This is a genomic window from Aeromonas rivuli, assembly GCF_000820045.1.
GTDB lineage: Bacteria > Pseudomonadota > Gammaproteobacteria > Enterobacterales > Aeromonadaceae > Aeromonas > Aeromonas rivuli.
Genome location: NZ_CDBJ01000016.1, coordinates 83925 through 109346, shown reverse-complemented (window position 1 = coordinate 109346; position 25422 = coordinate 83925). Strand labels below are relative to the sequence as shown.

General features: G+C 61.7%; 25 protein-coding genes. 17 read left to right on the top strand and 8 right to left on the bottom strand.

Annotated elements, in window-relative coordinates; genetic code table 11:
* Nucleotides 1-104: 104 nt before the first annotated feature.
* Nucleotides 105-2657 carry a TRAP transporter permease gene (locus tag BN1130_RS02500; protein ID WP_042040086.1) on the top strand — a complete coding sequence of 851 codons (2553 nt, stop codon included), beginning with the start codon at nucleotides 105-107 and terminating at the stop codon, nucleotides 2655-2657.
* Nucleotides 2658-2830: 173 nt separating this feature from the next.
* Here the strand turns inward: BN1130_RS02500 and BN1130_RS22065 are convergent, their stop codons facing one another.
* Nucleotides 2831-2971 (bottom strand): hypothetical protein, encoded by a 141-nt coding sequence (locus tag BN1130_RS22065; RefSeq protein ID WP_198135217.1) that lies wholly within the window; start codon nucleotides 2969-2971, stop codon nucleotides 2831-2833.
* A gap of 192 nt (nucleotides 2972-3163) precedes the next feature.
* Here BN1130_RS22065 and BN1130_RS02495 point away from each other — a divergent pair, with 192 nt between their 5' ends.
* Nucleotides 3164-3790, top strand: a complete 627-nt coding sequence (locus BN1130_RS02495) for a lysoplasmalogenase (protein ID WP_042040083.1) — start codon at nucleotides 3164-3166, stop codon at nucleotides 3788-3790.
* 123 nt (nucleotides 3791-3913) lie between these two features.
* Here BN1130_RS02495 and BN1130_RS02490 read toward each other — a convergent pair whose 3' ends face one another.
* A complete protein-coding gene (locus BN1130_RS02490) occupies nucleotides 3914-5470 on the bottom strand; it encodes a DHA2 family efflux MFS transporter permease subunit (RefSeq protein WP_042040081.1) in 1557 nt (518 codons plus the stop codon).
* Nucleotides 5470-6531 (bottom strand): HlyD family secretion protein, encoded by a 1062-nt coding sequence (locus tag BN1130_RS02485; protein ID WP_042040080.1) that lies wholly within the window; start codon nucleotides 6529-6531, stop codon nucleotides 5470-5472. The genes BN1130_RS02490 and BN1130_RS02485 overlap by 1 nt, the downstream gene beginning before the upstream one ends.
* Before the next feature lie 96 nt (nucleotides 6532-6627).
* On the opposite strand from BN1130_RS02485, the gene BN1130_RS02480 reads away from it, so the two are divergent.
* Nucleotides 6628-7530: a LysR family transcriptional regulator gene (locus tag BN1130_RS02480; protein ID WP_042040079.1), complete on the top strand. Its 903-nt coding sequence runs from the start codon at nucleotides 6628-6630 to the stop codon at nucleotides 7528-7530.
* Between the two features lie 9 nt (nucleotides 7531-7539).
* Nucleotides 7540-7854, top strand: a complete 315-nt coding sequence (locus BN1130_RS02475; RefSeq protein WP_042040077.1) for a putative signal transducing protein — start codon at nucleotides 7540-7542, stop codon at nucleotides 7852-7854.
* Between the two features lie 69 nt (nucleotides 7855-7923).
* Here the strand turns inward: BN1130_RS02475 and BN1130_RS02470 are convergent, their stop codons facing one another.
* Complete coding sequence (locus BN1130_RS02470; protein WP_042040076.1) at nucleotides 7924-9207, bottom strand: dicarboxylate/amino acid:cation symporter; 1284 nt, start codon at nucleotides 9205-9207, stop codon at nucleotides 7924-7926.
* A 205-nt stretch (nucleotides 9208-9412) separates the two neighbouring features.
* On the opposite strand from BN1130_RS02470, the gene BN1130_RS02465 reads away from it, so the two are divergent.
* Together BN1130_RS02465 and BN1130_RS02460 are read left to right on the top strand one after the other, a co-directional pair.
* Nucleotides 9413-9658 (top strand): YecH family metal-binding protein, encoded by a 246-nt coding sequence (locus BN1130_RS02465; protein ID WP_042040074.1) that lies wholly within the window; start codon nucleotides 9413-9415, stop codon nucleotides 9656-9658.
* A gap of 109 nt (nucleotides 9659-9767) precedes the next feature.
* Nucleotides 9768-10361, top strand: a complete 594-nt coding sequence (locus BN1130_RS02460) for a YhgN family NAAT transporter (RefSeq protein ID WP_042040073.1) — start codon at nucleotides 9768-9770, stop codon at nucleotides 10359-10361.
* A gap of 113 nt (nucleotides 10362-10474) precedes the next feature.
* On the opposite strand, the gene BN1130_RS02455 is transcribed toward BN1130_RS02460, so the two are convergent.
* The gene (locus BN1130_RS02455; RefSeq protein ID WP_042040072.1) at nucleotides 10475-11434 is read right to left on the bottom strand and encodes a LysR family transcriptional regulator; all 960 of its coding nucleotides are present in this window, start codon (nucleotides 11432-11434) and stop codon (nucleotides 10475-10477) included.
* Nucleotides 11435-11733: 299 nt separating this feature from the next.
* Here BN1130_RS02455 and BN1130_RS02450 point away from each other — a divergent pair, with 299 nt between their 5' ends.
* From BN1130_RS02450 to BN1130_RS02440, 3 genes are all read left to right on the top strand, one after another.
* Nucleotides 11734-12030: a YfcZ/YiiS family protein gene (locus tag BN1130_RS02450; protein WP_042040071.1), complete on the top strand. Its 297-nt coding sequence runs from the start codon at nucleotides 11734-11736 to the stop codon at nucleotides 12028-12030.
* A gap of 119 nt (nucleotides 12031-12149) precedes the next feature.
* Nucleotides 12150-13577, top strand: a complete 1428-nt coding sequence (locus BN1130_RS02445) for an MltF family protein (protein WP_042040070.1) — start codon at nucleotides 12150-12152, stop codon at nucleotides 13575-13577.
* Nucleotides 13578-13769: 192 nt separating this feature from the next.
* Entirely contained in the window at nucleotides 13770-15020 is a 1251-nt protein-coding gene (locus tag BN1130_RS02440) for a phospholipase D family protein (protein ID WP_042040067.1), read from the top strand.
* Between the two features lie 541 nt (nucleotides 15021-15561).
* On the opposite strand, the gene BN1130_RS02435 is transcribed toward BN1130_RS02440, so the two are convergent.
* The gene (locus tag BN1130_RS02435; protein ID WP_042040065.1) at nucleotides 15562-16680 is read right to left on the bottom strand and encodes a fatty acid desaturase; all 1119 of its coding nucleotides are present in this window, start codon (nucleotides 16678-16680) and stop codon (nucleotides 15562-15564) included.
* A gap of 136 nt (nucleotides 16681-16816) precedes the next feature.
* Here BN1130_RS02435 and fabR point away from each other — a divergent pair, with 136 nt between their 5' ends.
* A complete protein-coding gene (fabR, locus tag BN1130_RS02430; protein ID WP_042040063.1) occupies nucleotides 16817-17437 on the top strand; it encodes an HTH-type transcriptional repressor FabR in 621 nt (206 codons plus the stop codon).
* A 32-nt stretch (nucleotides 17438-17469) separates the two neighbouring features.
* On the top strand, nucleotides 17470-17835 hold the full coding sequence (locus tag BN1130_RS02425) for a YijD family membrane protein (RefSeq protein ID WP_042040062.1): 366 nt from the start codon (nucleotides 17470-17472) through the stop codon (nucleotides 17833-17835).
* Between the two features lie 48 nt (nucleotides 17836-17883).
* Here the strand turns inward: BN1130_RS02425 and BN1130_RS02420 are convergent, their stop codons facing one another.
* Together BN1130_RS02420 and rsmD are read right to left on the bottom strand one after the other, a co-directional pair.
* Nucleotides 17884-18183: a DUF1145 domain-containing protein gene (locus BN1130_RS02420; protein WP_042040061.1), complete on the bottom strand. Its 300-nt coding sequence runs from the start codon at nucleotides 18181-18183 to the stop codon at nucleotides 17884-17886.
* A 96-nt stretch (nucleotides 18184-18279) separates the two neighbouring features.
* Nucleotides 18280-18906 carry a 16S rRNA (guanine(966)-N(2))-methyltransferase RsmD gene (gene rsmD, locus BN1130_RS02415; RefSeq protein ID WP_042040060.1) on the bottom strand — a complete coding sequence of 209 codons (627 nt, stop codon included), beginning with the start codon at nucleotides 18904-18906 and terminating at the stop codon, nucleotides 18280-18282.
* Nucleotides 18907-19018: 112 nt separating this feature from the next.
* On the opposite strand from rsmD, the gene ftsY reads away from it, so the two are divergent.
* The 6 genes from ftsY (at nucleotide 19019) to hutC (ending at nucleotide 25294) form a co-directional block, all read left to right on the top strand.
* The gene (gene ftsY / locus BN1130_RS02410; protein WP_042040058.1) at nucleotides 19019-20794 is read left to right on the top strand and encodes a signal recognition particle-docking protein FtsY; all 1776 of its coding nucleotides are present in this window, start codon (nucleotides 19019-19021) and stop codon (nucleotides 20792-20794) included.
* An 80-nt stretch (nucleotides 20795-20874) separates the two neighbouring features.
* A complete protein-coding gene (gene ftsE / locus BN1130_RS02405) occupies nucleotides 20875-21543 on the top strand; it encodes a cell division ATP-binding protein FtsE (protein ID WP_005892754.1) in 669 nt (222 codons plus the stop codon).
* Nucleotides 21543-22496, top strand: a complete 954-nt coding sequence (ftsX, locus tag BN1130_RS02400) for a permease-like cell division protein FtsX (RefSeq protein WP_042040056.1) — start codon at nucleotides 21543-21545, stop codon at nucleotides 22494-22496. The genes ftsE and ftsX overlap by 1 nt, the downstream gene beginning before the upstream one ends.
* A 443-nt stretch (nucleotides 22497-22939) precedes the next feature.
* Nucleotides 22940-23794 carry an RNA polymerase sigma factor RpoH gene (rpoH, locus tag BN1130_RS02395; protein WP_042040053.1) on the top strand — a complete coding sequence of 285 codons (855 nt, stop codon included), beginning with the start codon at nucleotides 22940-22942 and terminating at the stop codon, nucleotides 23792-23794.
* A gap of 124 nt (nucleotides 23795-23918) precedes the next feature.
* Nucleotides 23919-24578, top strand: a complete 660-nt coding sequence (can, locus tag BN1130_RS02390; RefSeq protein ID WP_042040052.1) for a carbonate dehydratase — start codon at nucleotides 23919-23921, stop codon at nucleotides 24576-24578.
* A gap of 11 nt (nucleotides 24579-24589) precedes the next feature.
* Nucleotides 24590-25294 carry a histidine utilization transcriptional repressor HutC gene (gene hutC, locus BN1130_RS02385; protein WP_042040051.1) on the top strand — a complete coding sequence of 235 codons (705 nt, stop codon included), beginning with the start codon at nucleotides 24590-24592 and terminating at the stop codon, nucleotides 25292-25294.
* Nucleotides 25295-25422: the final 128 nt, after the last annotated feature.

Below are 25422 nucleotides of genomic sequence, written 5' to 3'. Positions count from 1 at the left end.
CCTGCCGGGTCACTGTAGTTGTACATCGACACTCGTCAGCGCCTGGTTTACCAGCGGGCTGACGAGTGTTGCTCTTGTTGTAACCCTTGGCAAAAACACACCCTATGCAAGAAAAACAACTCTCTACCGAAGAACTCATCGCCCAGGACGTAGGGGCTCGTCTGCCCATAGGTCCCATGGGCTGGCTCATCACTACCCTGGCCCTGGCCTGGTCGCTGTTCCAGCTCTGGATAGCGTCCCCCTTGCCTTTTCTGGTCGGCTTCGGCGTCCTGAATGACACCGAGACTCGCGCCATTCACCTGACGTTTGCACTGCTGCTGGCCTATCTGGTGTTTCCGGCTTTTCGCAGCTCCCCCAGAGAGAGAGTGCCGGTCGCGGACATAGTGCTTGGCATCATTGCCGCCTGCGCCGCCTCCTACCTGTTTGTGATGTATCAGGACCTGGCCCAGCGCCCTGGCAATCTCACCACGGCAGATCTGATCACCGCCTGTATCGGCATTCCGCTCTTGCTGGAAGCCGCTCGCCGCGCCCTGGGCCCGGCTCTGGCCGTGATTGCGCTGGTCTTCCTGATTTACAGCCTGGCCGGTCCCTATATGCCGGGCTTGCTTGCCCACCGCGGGGTCAGCTTCACCGCCCTGGCCAACCACCAGTGGATCACCACTGAGGGGGTATTCGGCATCGCCCTGGGTGTCTCCACCAGTTTCGTGTTCCTGTTCGTGTTGTTCGGTGCCCTGCTCGAGCGAGCCGGTGCCGGTCACTATTTCATCCAGCTCGCCTTCAGCATGCTCGGCCACCTGCGCGGCGGCCCCGCCAAGGCGGCGGTGGTTGCCTCGGGCCTGACCGGGCTCATCTCCGGCTCCTCCATCGCCAACGTGGTCACCACCGGCACCTTCACCATCCCCATGATGAAGCGAGTCGGCTTCAGTGCGGAGAAGGCGGGGGCCGTGGAGGTCGCTTCCTCGGTCAATGGCCAGATCATGCCGCCCGTGATGGGGGCCGCGGCCTTCCTCATGGTCGAGTACGTAGGCATTCCTTATGTGGAGATCATCAAGCACGCCTTCCTGCCGGCAGCCATCTCCTACATAGCGCTGCTCTACATCGTGCATCTGGAAGCGCTCAAGCTGGGCATGGAGCCTATCGGTGGCCAGCAGCCCAAGACCTGGTTGCGTCGCCTGACCGGTTTTGCCTTTGGCACAGTCCTGATCAGCGGCTTGTCGCTCGCGGTCTACTATGGTCTGGGCTGGCTCAAACCTGCCCTGGGTGACTATGCCCTCGAGGGGGTCAGTCTGCTGCTGGCACTGGCCTATGTGGGTCTGCTCAAGATTGCCGCCAGCAATGAACCCCTGCCGGCCGAAGATCCGGACAAACCCCTGACCGAACTGCCCCAGACCCGCGCCGTGCTGCTCTCCGGCCTGCACTTCCTGCTGCCCGTGGTGGTGCTGGTGTGGTGTCTGATGATAGAGCGGCTCTCGCCGGGTCTGTCCGCCTTCTGGGGCACCGTCATGCTGGTGATCATACTGCTCACCCAGCGGCCACTGCTCAACTGGCTGCGCACCGATGGCAAGCATGACTACGGCAGCGTCCGGGACGGGGTCGTGGATCTGCGGGAGGGGCTGATCGCCGGTGCCCGCAACATGATTGGCATCGGCATCGCGACGGCGACGGCCGGCATCATAGTGGGTGCCGTCTCCCAGACCGGGGTTGGCCTGGTACTGGCGGACCTGGTGGAGGTGCTCTCCATGGGCAACCTGCTGCTGATGCTGATCCTGACCGCCGTGCTCAGCCTGATCCTCGGTATGGGGCTACCGACCACCGCCAACTACATAGTGGTCTCCAGCCTGCTGGCGCCCGTGGTGGTGACGCTGGGGCAGCAGAACGGCCTGATAGTGCCGCTCATCGCTGTGCACCTGTTCGTGTTCTATTTCGGCATCATGGCGGACGTGACCCCACCGGTGGGGCTGGCCTCCTTCGCGGCGGCGGCCGTCTCCAAGGGCGATCCCATCAAGACCGGGATCACGGCCTTCTACTACAGCCTGCGCACCGCGGCGCTGCCCTTCCTGTTCATCTTCAACACGGATCTGCTGCTGATCGATGTCGACTTCAGCCACGGGGTGCTGATCTTCGTGGTGGCGACCATCGCCATGCTCATCTTCGCCGCGGCGACCCAGGGTTACTTCCTGGTCAAGAGCCGCTGGTACGAGAGCCTGGCCCTGCTGCTGGTTGCCTTTACCCTGTTCCGCCCCGGCTTCTGGATGGACATGGTGCATAACCCCTACCGTGATACGCCGCCGGCTCAGTTGACCCAGACCCTGGGTGACGTGGCGGCCGAAAGCACACTGCGGCTGCGTATCGCCGGGGAAGATGCGGTCGGCAAGCACAGAGAGTACAGCCTGCTGCTAGGGGTGCCACAGGGCGCCACCGGCGAGGAGCGCCTGGCCAAGCTGGGGCTGAGTCTCTATGAGCAGGACGGCAAGACGCTGATCGACAACGTGGCCTTCGGCAGCCCGGCGGCCGATGCCAATCTGCAGTTTGATCAGCAGATAGTCGCCGTCAGTGCCCCGACCGAAGGCTGGCGCAAGGAGCTGATGTGGCTGCCAGGTTTCCTGCTGTTTGGCCTGATAGTGATGCTGCAACGCAGACGGCAAAAGGCCGCCTGAACAAGGCAGTAACTCCCATCATGATAACGGCGCTTCGGCGCCGTTTTTTATGGGGCATGGCGCTGTGGCCGTGGCGGGGAGCGAGGGCCCGAGTGACTTGCCAGAAAAGACAAGGCGCCCGCAGGCGCCTTGTCGCATTTATCTCCTGGGCTCTCCAGGACAGGGCAGGAACATCAGTCCTGCAGCTCCCGGCTCTGCATTGAGCTCAGGGTCTGCTGCTCGGTCAGAGTCAGGCCGAGCTGCTCACAGGCTTGCTCGAAGCTGATGCCGAGGTGGCACATCATGATATCGATGGCGGGCAGATAGTTTTTCATTGGCTCTTCCATGGTGTTCCTCCAGAGACACCCTTATGCCTGATCGGCAGGGGAGAGGGCAATTAGACTTTAGGCGTAACCAGCTCATTCGTGTCTCACCCCTGCCCCCGAGAGCGGGAATTTGCTACCCTAGCGCGGCACTGGGTCTTCACTTCGCCAGGCAAGCATCGTCATGGGGAAGAGGTATCCGGCATGTGGTTGAGTGTGTTGATCATCGCGTCTGCCTGGTGGCATATCAAGGCCGCCTACGGCACAGATACCCGCCAGTTCTACCTGAGCAAGCCGCTGACCATGCTGTTGATCGTGGCCCTGGCGTTCGGTTATCACGGGGACGATCAAAATGGCTCCCACGCCTGGATCCTGCTCGGCCTCTGTCTCTCCCTGCTTGGCGACGTCATGTTGATGTTGCCGGTCGATCGTTTCTTGCAGGGATTGGCGGCATTTCTTGTCGCACACCTCTGCTACATCGTCGGGCTGGCTCAGGGGCCACTGGTGCTCAATCTGGTGGATGGCTTGCTGCTGATCCTGGTGGCCGGGCTCTATTTCGGCTTGCTGCGCCCTCACCTCGGGTCGATGCGCTGGCCCATGCTCTGCTACACCCTGATGATGATAGGTCTGGTCTGGGTCGCCGCCGCCGCCTGGCGCGCCTCTCTCACGGCGGGCAGTGCCGCCGCTTTGGTCGGCGCACTCTTGTTCCTCTGCTCCGATGCTCTGCTGGCCCTCAACCGCTTCCGCCGCCCCTTCCCCCATGCCAGTGCCTGGGTGATGAGCAGCTATTTTGCCGCCCAGTTCCTGATTGCCGCCTCCCTGGCGAGTTAAGCCAGCCATCCACGCATTATCACAGCACATAGCAGAAGGGGCCCCAAGGGCCCCTCTGTCGTCAATGCGCGGTCAGTGGATGGCGGTGTGTCGCTTGCGCAGGCTTCAGGCTCTCTCTTCTCGTCAATGCGCCTCCAGGGGTTCGGCGTCGCTCGCCCTGGGGGCGGGGGATTTGAGGAACAAGACGAGGGCGCTGGCGATGAGCAGGAAGATACCCATCACATAGAACACCTTGTTGTAGGCCATGATGGCGGCATCCCGCTCTATGGTGCCAGCCAGTCTGGCCTGGGCCTGCTGATAGGCGATGGCGGGGTCGCTGCCCTGGGCCTGCATGGCGCTGGCCAGGTTCATCAGATAGGCCTGCCCCTCGATGCTGCTGGCGGCCAGGGTGCTGGTGATCTGGCTGACATGCACACGGGTGTCGTTGTCGAGCAGGGTGGCGATGATGGCGATGCCGAAGGCGCCCCCCAGGTTGCGCAGCACGTTGAGCAGGGTGGAGGAGGAGGGGATCTCATCCTGGGTCAGGCTGGCGGTGGCGATCAGGGAGAGGGGCACCATGACGAAAGGCTGCCCCAGCGCCCGCACTATCAAGGACTGGATCAGCTGGGGCCCGGCGTAGTCGGCACTCATGTTGACGTTCATGAAGCAACTCAGACCGAAGATGAGGAAGCCAAAGCTGACCAGATAGCGCGGGTCTATCTTCTGGATTAGCTTGGGTACCAGGGGCAGCACCAGCAGCTGGGGCAGCCCCATCCACATCAGTACCTCGCCAATCTCCAGGGCATTGTAATTGTGGATCTGGGCCATATAGAGCGGCAGCACATAGATGGATCCCATCAGCGCCATGCCCAGCACCAGATAGGCGAAGCAGGCCAGGGCGAAGCGCGGGTTGTGCAGCAGCCGCAGGTTGACCAGAGGGTGGCGGCGCAGTAGCTGACTCATCACGAAGAAGATCAGCGCCACCACGGAGATGAGGGTGAGCTTGACGATGAAGCTAGAGCCGAACCAGTCCTCCCTGTTGCCCTCTTCCAACACCACTTCCAGCAGGCCGAGTCCCACGGCCATGGTGAGGATGCCCACCAGATCGACCTGACGCATGATGGTCCAGTCGATGGCTTTTCTGTCCAGACCATGGGCCAGCATGGCCATCACCAGCAAACCGGGCGGCACGTTGAGGTAGAAGATGTAGTGCCAGGAGAGCTGCTCGGTCAGCCAGCCCCCCAGGGTCGGGCCTATGGCGGGGGCGAAGGTGGCACAGAGGCCAAACAGCGCCATGCCGGTGGCCCGCTTGTGCAGCGGCAGCAGGCTGATGATCAGCGAGAAGGCCATGGGAATGAGGGCGCCGCCGGTGAAGCCCTGCATGGCGCGAAACACTATCATGCTGGTGAGGTTCCAGCTGAACGAGCAGAGCACGGAGGAGAAGATGAAGGCCCCGGTGGTCCACAGCAGATAGCGGCGCACACTCAGGCCGCGGCTGAGCCAGCCGCTGAGCGGTATGGCGATCATCTCCGCCACCAGATAGGAGGTAGAGATCCAGGAACTCTCGCTCAGGGTGGCCGAGAGGGCCCCCTGAATGTCCTTGAGGGAGGCATTGGTGATCTGGATATCGAGGATGGCCATGAAGGCGCCAATGAGGCCCCCCATGACGGCGATCCAGTTGCGACGCGGTACGGCTTCCATCAGTGGGCGGCCAGCTGGGACTCGGTGTCACCGGTGCTGCGGGTATCCACTATCACCTCGGTGGAGAGACCGGGCAGCAGCTTGCCGGTCAGGGCCCCCGGCGCCGGGATGCGGATCTTGACCGGCACCCGCTGCACTATCTTGGTGAAGTTGCCGGTGGCGTTCTCCGGCGGCAGCAGGGCGAACTTGGCCCCGGTGGCCGGGGAGAGGCTGTCAATGATCCCCTCGACCGGCTGGTCCGGATAGGCATCAAGGATCAGTTCCACCTTCTGGCCAGGCACCATGTTGGCGAGCTGGGTCTCCTTGAAGTTGGCTTCGACCCAGACTCCGCTCAGGGGCACCAGGCTGGCTATCTGCATGCCGGACTGAACATAGAGCCCCTCGCGCAGACTGCGCTTGCCGATGACCCCGTCGGCGGGGGCCTTGATCTCGGTGTAACTCAGATTCAACTCGGCCTTGGCGAGCTGAGCCAGGCTGAGATCGATCAGCGCCTGCCTCTGATCGCGCTCTGAGGTGAGCACGGCCAGGCGATCCCGCGCCGCTTGTACCCCGGCTTCGGCATCCTGCTGCTGGGCCTGGCTGACCTGCAAGTTGGCGCGCACTTCATCCAGATTGTCCTGGGAGCTGTAGTGAGCCGTGTTGAGCCGACCAATTCGGCTGACCTGTTGCCGGGCCCGCACCACCTCGGCTCTGGATTCGTTCACCTTGGCTTCGGCCTGGCGGATCACGCTGTGCTGCTGGATGAGGTTGGCCTCCAGATTGGCGGCATCCGCCCGGTTGAGGGCGACGTTGGCCTCGGCCTCGGCTAACTGGGCGCGGTACTCCCTGTCATCGAGGCGGGCAATCAGCTGGCCCGCCTTGACGGTCTGGTTGTCGGTGACCAGCACCTCGCTGATGTAGCCGGGCAGCTTGGTGGCAATGCCCGTCATCTCGCTCTGCAGATAGGCGTTGTCGGTGCGCTCGAAGTAGCGGGCGTAACCGTACCAATACAGGGCGAACAGCAGGCCAAGGAGCAGCAGCACCATGGCGACCAGCAGGGGGATCTTCTTTTGTTGACTCATGGGGTCTATTCCTGAACTTAAGGTGAACAGGCTAACATCCTGTCACTGTTTCGATTAGTATCGTTCCATGAGAAATACAGTTTCACTGGTGCAACAATGGACTTGAACGCAGCCCTTATTCTGGTGCGGATTGTCGACAAGGGCTCCTTCACCGCGGCCGCGCAAGAGCTGGGCATGACCAAGGCGACCGTCAGTCGTCGCATCGCCGAGCTGGAGCTGCGACTCGGGGTGCGACTGCTCTATCGTTCTACCCGTCAGCTCACCCTGACCGAGGCGGGGGAGGCGTATTACCTGCGCTGCAGCAAGGCGGTGAACGAGCTGGCCCAGGCCGAGCTGATGCTCAGTGCCAGCCAGCAGGCGGTGACGGGAGTGCTCAAGCTGGCGGTGCCCATCGAGACGGGGCAGATGGTGGTGGCCCGCATGGTTGCCCGCTTTCTGCAGGCTTATCCCGCGCTCAAGGTCGAGCTGGAGCTGACCAACCGGGTGGTGGATCCCATCAGCGAGGGGCTGGATGCCGTGGTGCGGGTCGGCGACATGATAGACTCCAACCTGGCGGCTCGCCGGCTGTGGGGCACGGAGCGGATCCTCTGTGCCAGTCCTGCTTATCTGGCGAGTCATAGGGCCATTCTGCGGCCCGAGGATCTGGCGAGCCATGAGCGGATCAAGGTCAGCAGCGGCTTTCTCACCAACCATTGGAGTTTCGAGCGTGGGGAGGAGGAGGTGCTGGTGGATCCGCCCTCCCGCTTCGTGGTCAACAATATTACCTGTGCCAGGGAGGCGGCCAAGGTGGGGCTCGGTCTGGCCTCTCTGCCCGCCATGCTCTGTCAGGATGAACTGGCGGCCGGCAGTCTGGTGTCGCTGTTGCCCGAGTGGCGCCAACCCAGAGTTTCGCTCTACCTGCTGTTTCCTGAGCGTCAGCTGATGCCGCGCAAGTTGCGCGTCTTCATCGACTTCATGGTGCAACACGGGGAAGAATTCGGTATCGACAAGCTGTTATGAAGGAGCAAGATGGATAACTGGTTCAATCTGTATCGCGCCTCTCACACTCTGGAGGCCCATGCCCTCAAGGGGGCGCTGGAAGTGGAAGGGATCCCGGTCAGGCTCAGCGGTGAGGGGCTGGCCGGGGCCATCGGTGAGCTGCCGGTGGACTTGCTGCAGGTAACCTTGCTGGTACGTGAGCAGGATCGCAGCCGGGCCGGGCGGGTGATAGAGCGCTACCAGCAGCGGCAGGGCAATGGCTGGCTCTGTGGCCAGTGCGGGGAGGAAAACGAGGCCAACTTCGAGATCTGCTGGCGTTGCCACCATGATCCCCACGATGCCTGACGAGGCATCCATCAACAAACAGGGGCCCTTGATTGGGCCCCTGTTTGTTGATGGCATGCTGGGCCTGGTTCAGCGGGCGCTGAAATCACTCTCTTCCCCGGCCCTGGGATCCTGGTAGATCGCCAGATCCAGCTCATCTTCACGGCGGCCGATCAACACTGAGACCAGCAGATCGCCCGAGACGTTGACCGTGGTACGGGCCATGTCGAGGATGCGATCTATGCCGGCGATCAGCGCCACCCCTTCCAGAGGCAAGCCCACCGCAGTCAGGGTCAGGGTCAGCAGCATCAGACCCGTGCCCGGGGTGCCGGCGGTGCCTATGCTGGCCAGGGTGACGATACTGATAATGATTAGATAGTCGAACAGGTGGAGATCCACCCCAAAGGCCTGGGCGACGAACAGGGCCGTGACCCCCTGATAGAGGGCGGTGCCATCCATGTTGATGGTGGCGCCTATGGGCAGCACCTTGGCGGCGATGCGGGGCGACACCCCCAGCCTGCGTTCGGCACAGCTCTGGCTGATGGGCAGAGTGATCTCGCTCGAACTGCTGGTAAAGGCCACCGCCTGGGCATCGATGATGCTCTTGAAGTAGTGCAGCGGGTTGAGCCGTGCCAGCAGCAGTAACAGGCTGCTGTAGACACCGAGCACATGCAGCAGGCAGCCGAGGTAGACGGCGCCAATCACCTTGAACAGGGGCAGCATGATGGCCCCGCCATACTTGCCCGTCATCCAGGCCATCAGGGCGCAGACCCCATAAGGGGCGAGGGACATCACCATCTGGGTCAGGGTGAACATGCCATCGGCCAGGGAGGTGAAGGCACGTATGGCCGGACGACCACGGCGACCGCTGGCATTGAGCGCCAGAGCCAGGGCCACCGCGAAGACGATGACCTGCAGTATTTTGCCATCGACGATGGCCTGGATGGGGTTGCGCGGCACCAGCTGGGTCAGCGCCGTGGCCAGGGTCAGATCCTGGATCGCCGCTGGCCGCTGGTAGGGGCCCATATCGGCGCCGACTCCGGGTTCGAGCAGCCAGCCCATCATCAGGCCGATACAGATGGCCAGGGCGGTGGAGCAGAGGTAGTAGCCGATGGCGCGCATCCCGACGCGGTCGAGGGTCTGGCCCTTGAGCAGGCCGGTGAGGCCGGCGATGATGGAGCAGAAAATGAGGGGCACCATCAGCATCTGTATGGTGTTGACGAACAGAGTGCCTATGGGTTTGAGCAGCAGTGCTTGCTCACTCCAGCCCAGACCGATGGCGATGCCAGTCAGCATGCCGATCAAGGTCTTCAGCCAGAGGGGGCGGCGGGTCCAGATCCGCCAGGGCTTGAAGGCCCGTCCATGGAACAGCATGACGCCAATGTCCTTATTTTCAGTCGTGGTGGCGAAAAGGGCGCCAGTGTAGCCATCCCCTCATCCGGTTGCCACATTATCGACAAAGAGACCATCGGGGCCAGCCTGACGTGCGGTTAATTGCGCATTTATTGGCATATATCAAGGAGTCCCCGCCTGGGGCAGGTTGTAATGGATGCTCATGAGGGTCATTTGGAGGTGAAAGATGTCCGAGTCTATCCATGGTCATGCGGTGATGGAGATGATGCTGTCCGAGGGGGGGCCGTTCAGCGAAGGGAGCCTCAAGCAGGCAATGGCCAGTCACTTTGGTGTCGATGCCCGTTACCACACGTGCCGCATGAGCGACCTGGATGCCGATGGTCTCATCGCTTTCCTACGTGAGCGAGGCAAGTTCATCGACAGTGAGCAGGGTTTTCAGACCCGTGCCGACAAGATCTGCCGCCACGGCTAGCAACCCGCTTCGATGATTGCGTGACTGCGAGCCCGCTCATGGGCTCGCAGAGACCCCCTCCCTTTGCTATATTCGCCCCTCTCTTCGTTCTTGTTCCCCTGGAAGCGCTATGGATACTTTTTCCGCCGCCGTCATGCTGTTTCTGATCATGGATCCCCTCGGCAACCTGCCGGTGTTCCTCTCGATCCTGCGCCATATCGACCCCAAGCGGCGCCGCAAGGTGATGATGCGCGAGCTGCTGTTCTCCCTGGCCATCATGATGGGCTTCCTGTTTGCCGGTCAGCAGATCCTGAGCTTCCTCAATCTGCGTCAGGAGGCGGTGAGCATCGCGGGGGGCATCATTCTCTTCCTCATCGCCATCAAGATGATCTTCCCGGGCCCCGGCGGGGTGACCGGGCTGGCCGCGGGGGAGGAGCCCTTCCTGGTCCCCATGGCGATCCCCATGATTGCGGGGCCATCCATCCTGGCCTCCCTGCTGCTGCTTGCCAACCAGGCGCCGGGTCGCATGACCGACTGGTCGCTGGCGCTGCTGATGGCCTGGGGGGCGAGCGCCGTCATCCTGATGTTCTACGAGGTATTCAACAAGCTGCTGGGTGAGCGAGGACTCACGGCGGTGGAGCGGCTGATGGGCATGCTGCTGGTGATGATCGCGGTGCAGATGTTGCTCGATGGGGTGCATCACTACTTGCTGGTCGTGGGCTAAGGGTGAGCTAAGCCCGGGTACGCCACCCCATGGACGATAGACGGAGCCCGGCCCAGTGCCGGGCTCCTTGTTTGTGGCGGGCTGAGAGGGGCTTACTCATTATTCGCCAGCGCTCAGGCCGCTTCCTCCGCCAACCCGGCGAGGATCAGCTCGAGCAGGGTCTCCCGCAGCCAGCGATGGCCAGGGTCGGCCTCATGGCTCTGATGCCAGATCAGCAGATGGGAGATGCTGTCCAGGGCGATGGGCAGCGGCAGCTGGGTCAAGGGGTAGACCTGGGTGGCGTGGCGGGCATAGAGGCGTGACAGGGTCACTATCATGTCCGAGTGCATGCTCATGCGCAGGGCCGCTTCGAAGGAGGGCACCGTGGCCTCTATGCGGCGTTGCAACGCCTGTCCCGCCAACTTGTGATCCAGCATCCAGCGATCCCGTCCCTCGCAATAGGTTTGCACATGGGGATAGGTGAGGTAGCGGGCCAGATCCCAGTCGGGCTCGGTCAGGGCCTGGTGATCGAGCCGCACCAGGCAGGTGAGGTTGTCGATGGCGAGCAGCCGCTGGCAGATGGTGCCGGGCAGGGTGTCCTGGCGAAAGTCGGAGGTGAGGCAGTTCTCCCGTACCGTGATGGCAAGATCGACCTGACCCTGACCCATCTCGGTCAGGCTGTGCTCCGTCCACTCCTCGTAGCGCAACCGCACCCTGGGGGCGCGACGCTTGAGCTCGCGCAGGTAGAGAGGTGCAAACAGGGTGAAGGCGCTGTCCATGCTGGCGATGACGAACTCGCGCTCCGAGCTCGAGGGGTCGAACGCGGGCGGTTGCAGCAAGGTGTCCAGACTGAGCAGTATTGGCTGTAACTGTTGCTGCAAGGCCAGGGCGCGCGGCGTGGGCTCAAGACCATAGGCGGATCGGATAAACAGCGGATCGGCGAAGGCGTCCCGCAACCGGCCAAGGGCCTTGCTGACGGCGGATTGGCTGAGGTGCAGGCGACGGGCGGCGCGGCTGCCGTTGCGCTCCTCCAGCAGCACTTGCAAGATGATGAGCAGGTTGAGATCGGTGCGGACCAGCTGTTCCAGAAACATGTGTTATGAATCTCCCTCAATTCTAAGATGAATTTATACCATTTGTATTCATATCTCCATCCCCCTATCCTGAGTCCCGTCTCTGGCCGAAGGCTAGCTGTCACAGGAGGTGACGGTTGAGGGGACGAGTAGCACCAACTTGATACGGCGGCCCTGGGTCGCCGTATTTTTTTGGTGGTGTTGCCGCCTTATTTGGCTCACTCTTGATTTCGCCCAACCCGTCACCCCCTCTCGTCTGTTACAACTGACATCCCGATACCTCGGGCTTGAAATCATCTTATTGAAGTAGGAGTGTCATCATGTCGGTAGAAGATAAAGTGCAAGAGACCTGTGACAGCTGCGGCTGTTTTGCCGAGATAGGCACCATCATTGGCGAAGGCGATGATGTGCTGGATCTGGTGATAGCGGCGCCGACCGAGCAGGCTGCTCGTGCCAAGCTGGTCAGCTATGAGACCCTGGCCAGGCAGGTGAGCGAAGCGGCCGACGTGAGCTGCGAGCTGAGCCAGGTGGCTGACGGGGTCGAGCTCAAGGTGCGTCTGCAATTTACCTGCACCGCCGAGAAGCTGATCTTCGAGTTGCGGGCCCGTTCACTCTAGGGTGCCCCTCGATCACGGCAGCGGGATGCTGCCGTGTCGGCCCCTCTGCCCCGGGTCTCGTTCTATCTTTCATCATTATTGGGGCCATCCGGCGTGCACCGGTCAAGGAAGGCGAATAGATGCGGCTATGGTTATGGGCTCTGCTGGCCTGGTTATTCTCTCTCCCCCTGTTGGCGGCGGATCTCAAGCCGCACCTGCTCCCTCAGCCAGGGGATCTCGACAATATCTTGCAGCGCAAGGAGTTGCGGGCCCTGGTGGTCTATGAGCGCGGCTTCTTCTTCTTTGACAAGGGGCTGGAGCGCGGGGTGCTGGTCAATCAGCTGCAAGGCTTCGAACGCTGGCTCAATCAAACCTATCTGGCCAAGGATCCCATCAAGCTCAAGGTGGTCTACGTGCCGGTACGCCAGGACAAGCTGCTCGATTATCTGGCCGAGGGGCGTGGCGACATGGTGGCGGCCAACCTCACCGTGACCCAGGGGCGCCTGGAACAGGTCAGCTTTACCCAGCCGGTGATAGCGCCCATCGAGGAGTGGGTGGTGAGTCAGAAGGATCTGCCCGCCTTCAACCGCATCACCCAACTCTCCGGCAGACGCATCTGGGTGCGCGAAAGCTCAAGCTATTACGAGAGCCTGCAGCATCTCAATCGTCTGCTGCGGGAGCTGGGCCTGCCCCCCGTCTATATCGAGACAGTGCCCGAATACCTGCAGGATGGCGATCTGCTGGAGATGGTGGCCGCCGGTCTGGTGCCGCTGACGGTGACCGACAGCTTCAAGGGGCGGATCTGGCTCGACATGTTGCCCGGCCTCAAGGCGCACAAGCTGGTGCCCCTGCGTGACAACGGCAAGAGTGCCTGGGCGCTGCCCAAGCACAGCACCGGGCTGCTGGATGCCGCCAACCGCTACCTGGCAAAGACCGACAGCCGGCGCCTCTACAGCGATCTCATGCTGCGGCGCCTGCTGAGTCAGAGCGATCCCATGAGCAACCTGCTTGCCACCGAACGGCTCTCCCGTCTGACCCGCATTCGTACCGTGCTGGAGAAGTATGCCAAGCAGTATCAGCTGGACTGGCTGATGCTGGCGGCGCTGGCCTATAAGGAGTCTGGCCTGGATCCCGGCGCCCGTTCCCCGGGAGGGGCCATAGGCCTGATGCAACTGCGGCCCGTGGCTGGCGCAGAGGTGGGCATCAATGGCGCCAGGCTGGCCACCCTGGAGGGCAATGTGGAGGCAGCCTGCCGTTATCTGCGCTTCCTGCTCGACACCTATTTCCAGGATCCCAAGATAGATGTGCTCAATCGTCACCTGCTGGCGCTGGCCGCCTACAACGCCGGACCTAACCGGTTGCAGAGCTTGCGGGACAAGGCCGCAGACCAGGGGCTGGATCCCGATGTCTGGTTTGGCAACGTCGAACAGCTGGTGGCCAAGGAGGTGGGACAGGGCCCCATCAACTATGTGGGCACCATCTACAAATACTATGTCGCCTACCGGTTCAGCCTGCCCCAGATAGAGGGCAAGGCCGCAGCGATTGAAGCCACCACCGCTCAGCACTGATGCGGGTCTCTCTGAGGTCCGGATCCGGATGGTGGAGAAACCAGAGAGGCAATGGCCATTCAGGCTGATGGCGGGGCGGACAAGCGGGAGGATGTGACGCCTGCTGGCTGAGGTTCATGGGGGCTCCTTATGGCGACCAGTTCTGTCACTATATGGGCCATGACCATGACAAGGCGATGACGAGGGGGCAGGGTGAAGGAAGGGGAATTCGTGCTATTGGCCGAGCCGTCATTGGCCCTGAAACAGCGTCTGGCCCTGATCCGCGCCGCCCGTAGCCGAGTTCAGGCCCAGTATTACAGCTGGGCCGAGGATGGCAGCGGCAAGCTGCTGCTGGCCGAGTTGCTGTGCGCCGCCCGGCGCGGGGTGCGCGTGCAGCTGCTTATCGACGATCTCTACGCCGGGGAGAATCGCTTCCTGGAGATGGTGGCCTGCGAGCCCGGCATCGAGGTGCGGCTGTTCAATCCGTTCTGGTTGAGGGGCTGGCGGCCATTGGCGCTGCTGCTGGAGGCCTGCTTCAGCTTCCGTCGCCTCAATCACCGCATGCACAACAAGCTGCTGCTGGTGGATGGCAATACCGGCATTCTGGGGGGGCGCAACATCGGCGATGCCTACTTCGGCCTGGGCACCGGTCCCCACTTCCTCGATCTGGACATTGGCTGCCGGGGCCCCCTCTGCCAGTCACTGGAGCAGGGATTCGATCAGTTCTGGTGTAGCCGCTGGAGCCAACCTGTTCGCCGCTTGCTGCGCCGTCGTCCCGGTCGGATGGAGGCGGGAGTGATCAACGATTTCCTGCTCAGCCTCACCGAGCCCACCGTTGCTGCCATCTACGATCTGCCCGCTGATCTGTTTGAGGATCCGGCTCCGCTGACCTGGCATCCGGGCCGGGCCGAGGTGCTGTTCGACCGGCCTGGCAAGGGGCTGGTCTCCCGGCCTGGCACGGCCCGCTACCTGTGGCGACGGCTGGGGGAGTGTCAGGGCATGCTGCAACTGGTGAGTCCCTACCTCATCCTGACCCGGGGCCTGCGCCGTGAATTGCAGCGTCTGCGCCGACAGGGGATCGCCATCAGGCTGCTCACCAACTCCCTGGCCAGCACGGACGTGCCCCTGGTGCATGGTGCCTATTATCGCCACAGACCCTGGTTGTTGCGCCAGGGTATCGGACTGGCCGAGCTGCCGGCCAGCAGCGGGCTCAGCCTGCATGCCAAGCTGATCTTGCTGGGGGAGCGGGAGGCCCTGCTCGGCAGCTTCAATCTGGATCCGCGCTCCTTTCACCTCAACACCGAACTGATGCTGCGCCTCAATAGCGGGCCGCTCTGCGCCGAGCTGCAGGCCTGGCTGACCCATTGGCAAGGGGTGACCGCCGAGCCCGATCCCGTCTCCTCCTGGTGGCGGCGCCTGATCGCCCGCCTGAGCCATTGGCTGCCGCTGCGTCCCTGGCTGTAGCGCTTTCGCCCCTCCCTTGTGCGAGATCTCGCAAAGCCTTGTAAGCCATTTGGCGAGGCAGGCAGCAATAACGCCATAGGCTAGATTTCAACCATCTGTTTTTAAACATAAATAAAAACATGGAGCGGATGAGTGTGGGGACATGCGGGGGGGCGGGATGCTGGCGAAACGTTTTTTCGATGACGAACTGAGTAAGATTTCAATCGCAAGGACAAACAGCCCGGTTCGCCGGGTTGTGGAAGAAGAAACGTCAATTCAACCCATGGGATCGCTCCTGTGGGCACTCGTCTCGAGGGAGCGGAAACCCGGGAGTCAGGTGCGTGATTGATGAATTGGATTCCAATATGGAACATGCTATTTGCGAGGGGGTGACATGCAGATGTCGCCCCATTTTTTATGGGATTTTCCCGCCACCGTTGGCCATTGGCCCGAGCTGAGCCTCTCGTCGATAGCTGGGGGCAGGCTGCCCGGCAGTCATCCATGCCATGAAAAAGAGCAGGCCCCGTGTTGGGGCCTGCTCTTTTTATTGTCGATTGCGCGCTCAGGCCAGGTTGGCCAGCAGGCGATTCCAGTTGCGGCGACTGACCCGGAAACCGCCCTTGAGGCTGCGGTATTCGAGCTGCAGCTTGAGGGCATCGTAGCGGGCCAGAGCCTTGCGTTTACGCTCTTCGAGCAGGCGCTTGCGGCTGGCGTAGTAGTGCTGCAACTGCTGGCTCAGCTTGTCGTACTCCTCCTGCAGCAGCGTCTGCCACATCTCCATGTCGTCGCGTTTTTGCAGCTTGGCATGGGCGCGTTTGAGCTGCATCTGCAGCCGTGCCTGCTCGATGCGCTCCTCCGGGCAGGTACGCAGATCCCTGGCCAGCCCCAGCCAGGCGGAGCAGCGGATCAACCATTTGGTCGGATCGAACTGCCACCAGTGGATGCCGTTGCGGTAGTCGTTCTCGAACAGGTGGTGGTAGTTGTGATAGCCCTCACCGAAGGTGAAGAAGGCGAGGATGCCGTTGTCGCGGGCGCTGTTGCGATCCGTGAACGGCTGGCTGCCCCAGATGTGGGCCAGGGAGTTGATGAAGAAGGTGGTGTGGTGGGTCATCACCATGCGCAGCACCCCGGCCAGCAACAGCATGCCGAGCAGATCGCCATGGATAAGCCCCAGCAGCAGCGGGATGCAGATGTTGGTGGCCAGGGTCAGCGCCAGATAGTGTTTGTGCTGCCAGGCAACGACGGGGTTGTTCTGCAGATCCCGCACATTGCTGTAGTCGTGATAGCGATCCCCCTGGTATTCCCGCAGCATCCAGCCGATGTGGGAGTACCAGAAGCCGCGGCTGGCGGAGTAGGGATCCTGATGATCGTCATCTACGTTGCGGTGATGGCGGCGGTGATCCGAGGACCAGTGCAGGGCCGAGTTCTGCAGGGCGAGGGCGCCGCCGATGGCGAACAGCCACTGCAGCGCCGGGTGCGCCTTGTAGGTCTTGTGGGACCAGAGTCTGTGATAGCCCGCGGTAATTGAGATGCCGCAATAGCAAAACAGCACCAGGAAGCTGGCCCATTGCCAGCTATCGAAGCCATGGGTCAGACCGTACCAGGGCACGGCAATCAGAGCCGTCAGCCCGGTCAGGGCAAACAGCAGGGTGTTGGAGATGATAATGGGTGGGCGTTCCATTCGGAGTGTCCTTTTCAGCTAACAGCTGTGCGCTATTCTCTGTGCAACCCGGCGGCGGGTCAATGGTAAAAAAGTGACAGCCTGACCCGCCTTCGGGTTATCATTTGGCCTCGATACGTGGAAGGTGACTGTTTTCGTGGGTATTCGCGCAGAGCAAAAAGAAAAGACCCGGCGTACGCTGATCGACGCTGCGTTCAGCCAGCTGTGTGCCAACCGCAGCTTCTCCAACCTGAGTCTGCGAGAAGTCGCGCGGGAGGCAGGCATAGCGCCAACCTCCTTCTATCGTCACTTCCGTGACATGGAAGAGCTGGGGCTGACCCTGGTCGATGAGGGGGGCTTGACCCTGCGCCAGCTGATGCGTCAGGCGCGACAACGGATCGCCGGTGGCGGTGGCGTGATCATCACCTCTGTCTCGACCTTCATGGAATTTGTCGAAAACAATCCCAATATCTTCCGATTGCTGCTGCGCGAGCGCTCCGGCACGTCGGCTGCCTTTCGTCAGGCGGTCGCCCGGGAGATACAGCACTTCATCGCCGAGCTGACCGACTATCTGGAAGCCACGTCGGGGGCGCCACGGGAGGAGGCCTATATCCAGGCCGAGGCCATGGTGACCATCGTCTTCAGCGCCGGTGCCGATGCGTTGGATATGAGCAGTGAAGAGTGCCGGGCCCTGGCCGATCGCACCGTGCGCCAGCTGCGGATGATCGCCATGGGCGCCGAGCTACAGCATCAGCGCCGCCGCGAGGCCATGTCTTGAGTCAACCGTCAGGAGCCAACAGGAGTTTCCCCATGCATGACATCAACACCATTCCCAAACGCCCCCTGCTGCTGGCCCTTCTGGTCGGCATCTGTGGTGACGCCAGCCTCGCTGTGCTGGTATCGGATCCCGTGCCCTTCTCCTTCTTCCCCATCATCGCCTTCCTGCTGGCGGCCCATCAGCTCTATCGCTGCTATGTGAGCGAACCCATGGAAGGCAATACGCCGGTCTGCGTCTGGCTCAGCTTCTTTATCGGCGGTTTTGGTCATGCGGCGCTGCAAAAAGTGCAGTACCCCGAGCTTGGCAGCAACTTCTTCTCGCTGATCATGATGCTGCTGTTGCTGGCCGCGCTCTCCATCAAGCTGGGCCTCAGCGTCGGTAAAAAAGAGAAGGCCTGACAAGCAGGCCTTCCAGACAAGATTGATGACCGGGGCAACCCGGTTTTTTTATGACTGCGGTTTGCTGCCCGCCTCCACAATGGCCTTGAGCCGGGCGCGGATGTCGCGCATGCCGAAGACGCCGAAGATCAGCACCTGCACAAATTCACTGTTGGTCACGAAGAAGTGGGGCTTGCAGGCGGCGCGGATCATGCTGGCCTGTACCCAGTGCATCAGCGCCACTATGACGCCGCAGATGGGCAAGAAGCTGCTCAGCTTGCCGGGCAGGGTCACCACCAGACTGACGATGACTCCAAACCAGAAGAAGAGGGTGAGGCCCATGGCCAGCAGATTAAGCAGACGTCCCATCGTATAACTCCCTTGAATAGCACCAATATCGAACAGATCTTACGCAGAGGCGGCCCAGTGGTTCAACCATAGTCACTCGCGTCAATGAGACACCGTTTAGGCAGAGGCCTCCGGGGTGCTCCTTGCATAGAGCTGATAGCAGACCTGACCGGCCTGCTTGTCCTTGAGACATTGCCAGTTGCCGGGCAGCACCAGATCGTCGAACTCCTTCTCCCGCTCCAGATAGATGAGCGCACCCGCTGCCAGCCAACCCCGTTGCTCCAGCAGCTCGCACACTTGCGGCAGCAGCTCACGGCGAAAGGGCGGATCGAGAAACACCAGATTGAAAGGGGTGACGGGGCCTTGCAGCCAGTGGATGGCGTCGGACTGGATCACCGCACCCTGGCTGCTGCCCAGCGCCGCCAGGTTCTTCTTGAGTTGATCGGCGGCGCCCTTGTCCATCTCGACCAGCGTGACCTGCTCGGCGTAGCGCGACAGCGCCTCCAGGCCCAGCCCCCCGCTACCGGCGAACAGGTCGAGACAGCGGCTGCCGCGGACATGGGCGGCCAACCAGTTGAAGATGGTCTCCTTGACTCTGTCCGTGGTGGGTCTGAGTCCCTCCACATCCTGCACCGGCAGCTTGCGACCACGCCATTGGCCACTGATGATACGGACAAAGCCGGATTTACCCTTGGCTCCCGGGCGCTGGGCCGGGCTGTTTTGACTGGATTTCACTCTGGGCATCGCGTTTCGTCGTCAGAAAATAAAGTGATAGTATAAGGCGGTTCATTTTTATGCCGACCCACCGAGGGACGGCTATCTTAGCAGTCAGCCAACGAAGTGAGTATTTTTAAAAATGGCAAAAGGTTTGTTTTCCTGGCTGGGGTTCGGCCGCAAGAAAGAAGAGGCTGAGGTTGTCCAACCACAGACACCCCAATCCGAGACTGTCAGCACCCAAAATGGCGCCAGCGCCACTTCTTCCCCATCGACCGACGTCATCTCCGCTGAGTCCGGCGAGACTTCCCTGCCGCACGCAGACCCCCTGCTCGATCCTTTGGCTGAGGATCTCAACACTGCGCCCCTGGTGATCGAAGAGTGCGCCAGCTCCCTGGAGCCCGTCATCGTCAATCCTGAGCTGCTGAGCCCGGAGGAAGACGCGGCCAAGGTTGCCGCCGAGCAGGAAGCTGCCCGCGTTGCCGTCGAGCAGGAGGCTGCTCGCGTTGCCGCCGGGCAGGAAGCTGCCCGCATTGCCGCCGAGCAGGAAGTCGCTCGCGTTGCCGCCGAGCAGGAAGCTGCCCGCGTTGCCGCCGAGCAGGAGGCTGCTCGCATTGCCGCCGAGCAGGAAGCTGCCCGCGTTGCCGCCGAGCAGGAAGTCGCTCGCGTTGCTGCCGAGCAGGAGGCCGCTCGCGTTGCCGCCGAGCAGGAGGCCGCTCGCGTTGCCGCCGAGCAGGAGGCAGCTCGGGTTGCCGCCGAGCAGGAGGCCGCTCGCGTTGCCGCCGAACAGGAAGCGGCTCGCATTGCCGCCGAGCAGGAAGCTGCCCGCGTTGCCGCCGAGCAGGAAGCGGCTCGCGTTGCCGCCGAGCAGGAAGCGGCTCGCGTTGCTGCCGAGCAGGAGGCCGCTCGCGTTGCCGCCGAGCAGGAGGCCGCCGCCCTGGCCGCGCTCCCTCTGGCGGCGGATGTGGCCGATGATACTCAGGCCAAGCCGCAGCGGGAGGGCTTCTTTGCCCGTCTCAAGCGCAGCCTGGTACGTACCAGGGAGAACATAGGCTCTGGTTTCTTCAGCCTGTTCAGTGGCAAGCAGATTGATGATGAGCTGTTCGAGGAGCTGGAGACCCAGTTGCTTACCGCGGATCTCGGGGTCGATACCACCACCCGCATCATCAACAGCCTGACCCAGCACGCCAGCCGCAAGCAGCTCAAGGATGGCGAAGCCCTCTATGGCCTGCTCAAACAGGACATGGGCGAGATGCTGGCCAAGGTCGAGCAGCCCCTGGTGATCGATACCAGCAAGAAGCCTTATGTGATCCTCATGGTGGGCGTGAATGGGGTGGGCAAGACCACCACCATCGGCAAGCTTGCCAAGCAGCTGCAAGCCGAGGGCAAGAGCGTCATGCTGGCCGCCGGTGATACCTTCCGTGCCGCCGCCGTCGAGCAGTTGCAGGTGTGGGGCCAGCGCAACAACCTGCCGGTCATCGCCCAGCATACCGGCGCCGACTCTGCCTCCGTCATCTATGATGCCATCGAGGCCGCCCGTTCCCGTGGCGCCGATGTGTTGATCGCCGACACCGCCGGTCGCTTGCAGAACAAGAGCAACCTGATGGAGGAGCTCAAGAAGGTGGTGCGGGTCATGAAGAAGCTCGACGAGGAGGCCCCTCACGAGATCATGCTGACCCTGGACGCGGGCACGGGCCAGAACGCCCTGAGCCAGGCCAAGCTGTTCAAAGAGGCGGTGGGCTTGACCGGTATCACCCTCACCAAGCTCGATGGTACCGCCAAGGGTGGCGTCATCTTCGCGGTGGCGGACAAGTTCCAGATCCCCATCCGTTTCATCGGGGTGGGTGAGGGGATAGACGATCTGCGTCCCTTCGTTGCCAATGACTTCATCGAGGCGCTGTTTAGCCGCGACGAATAAGCAAGCCGGGCCGCCTTGGGCGGCCTCTTGCTCTCTCCAGTGCCCCGCAGAAGGGGCCCGTTCAGCTTCAGGGGCCAGAGATGATTCGTTTTGATCAGGTCAGCAAGGTATACAGCGGTGGCCATCAGGCGCTGCAGAAGGTGAACTTTCACCTGCGCAAGGGGGAGATGGGCTTTCTGACCGGTCACTCCGGGGCAGGCAAGAGCACCCTGCTCAAACTCATCAGCGTGATGGAGCGGCCCACAGATGGCCGCGTCTTCTTTCATGGGGAGGATGTGAGCCGGATCCAGCGCCGCCAGATCCCCTATGTGCGCCGTCAAATAGGCATGATCTTCCAGGATCACCGACTGCTGATGGACAGAACCGTGTTCGACAACGTGGCGCTGCCGCTGGTGATCGATGGCTACAGCCATGGGGACATCAACAAGCGGGTCGCGGCGGCCCTGGACAAGGTGGGGCTGCTCGGCAAGGAGCGCTACCAGCCGCGCATGCTCTCCGGAGGGGAGCAGCAACGGGTCGGTATCGCTCGCGCCATCGTCAACAAACCACCGCTGCTGCTGGCCGATGAACCGACCGGCAACCTGGATCCGCAACTCTCCATGGACATCATGCGCCTGTTCGAGGAGTTCAACAGCTTCGGGGTCTCTGTGCTCATCGCCACCCATGATCTCGGGCTCATCGCCCGCATGCGTTATCGCACCTTCACGCTCAAGGCGGGACGAATGCACTCCCAGCAGGAGGATTACTGATGGCTATCGTGCGTCACAAGCAGCCCCTGCTGCGCCGCTTCGTCATGTATTGGGTCGATCACCTGCGCCAGGCGTTCGCGAGTCTGGGCGAGCTGTGGCGTAACCCGCTCGCCTCCCTGATGACCCTGGCCGTGCTTGGTGTGAGCCTGGCGCTGCCCTCCTGCTTCCATGTGCTGCTCAAGAATGCCGAGCTGGTGGAGGGCAATTGGCAGAATAGCTCGCAGATCTCCCTCTACCTGCGCAAAGAGTTGCCGGAGCAGAACATTCAGGAGCTCAAGCAGCGCATTCAGCTCTACCCCGAGGTGGAGTCGGTGACCTACATGAACCGGGATGAGGCGCTCAAGGAGTTTCGCGAGATCTCGGGCTTTGGCGATGCCCTCGACTATCTGGACAGCAACCCGCTGCCACCTGTCTTGAGCGTGATCCCGGATCCGCGCTGGCAGAACCCGGACGGGGCGGCCGAGCTGCTCGCCAAGCTGGAGAATGAACCCGGTATCGAACAGGGCAAGCTGGACTTGCAGTGGCTGACCCGCTTGCAGGGCATCATGAACCTGCTGCGCCACACCATCACCGGCATTGCGGTGCTGCTGCTCTCCGCCGTGCTGCTCATCGTCGGCAACACCTTGCGGTTGAATATCCTCAACCAGCGATCCGAGATCGAAGTGCTCAAGCTGGTGGGGGCGACCGATGCCTTCATCCACAGACCCTTCCTCTATACCGGCATCTGGTACGGCGTCATCGGCGGCATGCTGGCCTGGTGGCTGACCGAGGTGATGGTGATCTGGAGCGAGGGGGTGGTCAAGGAGCTGGCCGGTCTCTACAACAGCCATTTCCGCCTGGTCGGCATGGGCGGGGTAGACGGTATCAACCTGATACTGCTCGGGGCACTGCTTGGACTCATCGCTTCCTGGTTTTCGGTCCACCGTCACATTCGTGATATCGAGCCTTCTTGACCCATTTTTAGACAAAACTCGCTGGATTTTGCGAGCTGGATCAAGTAAAAAAGTGACCCTTTCTGGCACAGGAGGCGTTCAGCGAGTAATCTGGACGTCAATGATCGCCAGGATCTTCTCAAGATCCGTGGAACCTTTTTGACGTGACGCAGTCTTAAAATCGAACTTATACGGGTGTGGCGTAAGACCCCCGCTCGTCAGACTTGGCAAGCATGTGAAGGTTGCGAGCTCCGCAACAATGGACTTAGCATGCTACTTTTCGGGGGTCCTTCACTGTGACCCCCTTTTTTTGGCTGTTCATTTTTGATTCATCCCGCATTCCTAATATGTGTCGGGTTCTGACTTGGTTCAGTACTTGATTCAGGCCGCAGAATAGTCGTCGCTTTCTAGACAGCCTCGGTGAGGATGCTAGACTGGCGCGACTGAAGAGTAAGAGGTAAAAGATGGGAACTTCATTGCAACGCACTATGGCCCTTATCCCCCAAGGCAGTCTGGAAGGTTATGTCCAGGCCGTTAACGCTATCCCCGTGCTCAGCGCGGAAGAGGAGCGTGAGCTGGCGATGCGGTTGCAGCAGGGTGGCGATCTCGAGGCTGCCCGTCAGCTGGTCATGTCGCATCTGCGCTTTGTTGTTCACGTTGCCAAGAGTTATGCCGGCTACGGTCTGCCCCAGGCAGACCTGGTACAGGAAGGCAACATAGGTCTGATGAAGGCGGTCAAGCGCTTCGACCCCAGCGTCGGTGTGCGCCTGGTCTCTTTCGCCGTGCATTGGATCAAGGCCGAAATTCACGAATACGTACTGCGTAACTGGCGCATGGTCAAGGTGGCCACCACCAAGGCCCAGCGCAAGCTGTTCTTCAACCTGCGCAAATCCAAGAAGCGTCTGGGCTGGTTCAGTCATGATGAGGCGCGGGTTGTCGCCGATGAGCTGGGTGTCTCGGTCAGCGACGTGACCGAGATGGAAGCGCGGATGAGCAACTACGATCAGGCGTTTGACCTGGTCGGTGACGAAGATGACGAAGCTGGCTTCGCCCCCGTTCACTATCTGGAAGACAAGTCCTCCGACTTGGCCGCGACCATAGAGAACGACAACTGGGACAAACATGCCACCCGTCGTCTGAGTGCGGCCATGGCGACCCTGGACGAGCGTAGTCAGCACATCATTCGTGCACGCTGGCTGGATGATGACAACAAGACCACGCTGCAGGAACTGGCCGACAGCTATGGCGTTTCCGCCGAACGGATCCGTCAGCTTGAGAAGAACGCACTCAAGAAGCTGAAAGACGCCATGGTGGCGTGATGCTTCATCGACAAAACAGGGCCTGATGGCCCTGTTTTTGTTTCGAGAGCATCTGGTCGGCCTTGCCTTGGTTACCCTTGTGTATGTTATGTTGCCGCCACTGCCACAGTAGGGAGAGCAGATAGTGAAACTGTTGAACGACCTGTTTACCAACAACCGCGAGTGGGCGGAGCGGATCAAGGCCGAGGATCCGAATTTCTTCGCTACCCTCTCCGCCCAGCAGGCCCCCGAATACCTCTGGATCGGTTGCTCCGACAGCCGGGTACCCGCCAACCAGCTGATGGGACTGCTGCCGGGAGACGTCTTCGTCCACCGCAACGTCGCCAACCTGGTGGTGCACACCGACTTCAACTGCCTCTCGGTGCTGCAATATGCGGTCGAGGTGCTCAAGGTGAAGCACATCATCATCTGCGGCCACTATGGTTGCGGCGGCGTCAAGGCGGCGATGCAGAACCAGGAGCTGGGGCTCATCGACAACTGGCTGCGCAACATCAAAGACGTCTACTTCAAGTACGGCGAAGAGCTCGAGGCCATCGAGGATGAGCACGAGCGGTTCGACTACCTGTGCGAGCTGAACGTGGCCGAGCAGGTTGCCAACGTCTGCTACACCACCATCATCCAGAACGCCTGGCGCAAGGGTCAGGAGCTGGCGGTGCATGGCTGGATCTACGGCATCAAGGATGGTCTGCTGCACGATCTCGATCTCTGCATCAGCGGGCCGGATCAGATCCCCGATGTCTATCGCGCCTGGCCGGACAAGCGTCCGCCCCATCGCCGTCGCTGAGGACGCTGCCGTTGGCCCCCGCGCTCTATTTGCAGATCAAGCAACACGTGCTCGACGGCATTCGCTCGCGCCACTACGAGGCGGGAGACAGGATCCCGACCGAGGCCGCCCTGTGCGAGCAGTTTGCCGTGAGCCGGATGACGGTCAACAAGGCGCTGCGCGAACTGGTGGCCGAGGGTTGGCTCAACCGCACCGCAGGCTCCGGCAGCTTCGTGGCAGACAGGCGCACCGAGTCGACCCTGCTCGCCATTCGCAACATAGCGGACGAGATAGCGGAGCAGGGTGCCGAGTACAGCGCCAGGGTGATCCGCCTCGAACGTCAGGCCGCTGATGAGAAGGTGGCGGTGCAGCTGGGTCTGCGAGTCGGTGCCCCCATTTTTCACAGCCTGATCGTCCATCAGGCCGATGGGGAGCCGCTGCAGCTTGAGGAGCGTTTCGTTGATGCCCGGCAGTTGCCCGGTTACGGGGAGCAGGACTTCACGCGCCAGACCCCGAACCGTTACCTGATGGAGGTCTGCCCGCTCTCCGAGATGGAGCACGTGGTCGAGGCGGTGTTGCCGAGTGCGGGGGAGGCGGGGCTCTTGCAGATCCGGGTCGATATTCCCTGTCTGCTGCTCCACAGACGCACCTGGTCGGAAGGGGCACTGGTCTCCTACGCCCGGTTGCTGTCGCCGGGATCCCGTTACAAGCTGAGATCCCAGACCCGCATGTCCTGAGCCCAAGGCTCGACAACAAGGCCCCTCGTGGGCCTTTGTTGTTTTTGGCCTGGGATCCTGCCGGGATCCAACGGGGATCCCAATGTTTCAAACCTGTTAATTTTTTGTTTTGTCCTTCTCGGTGAACT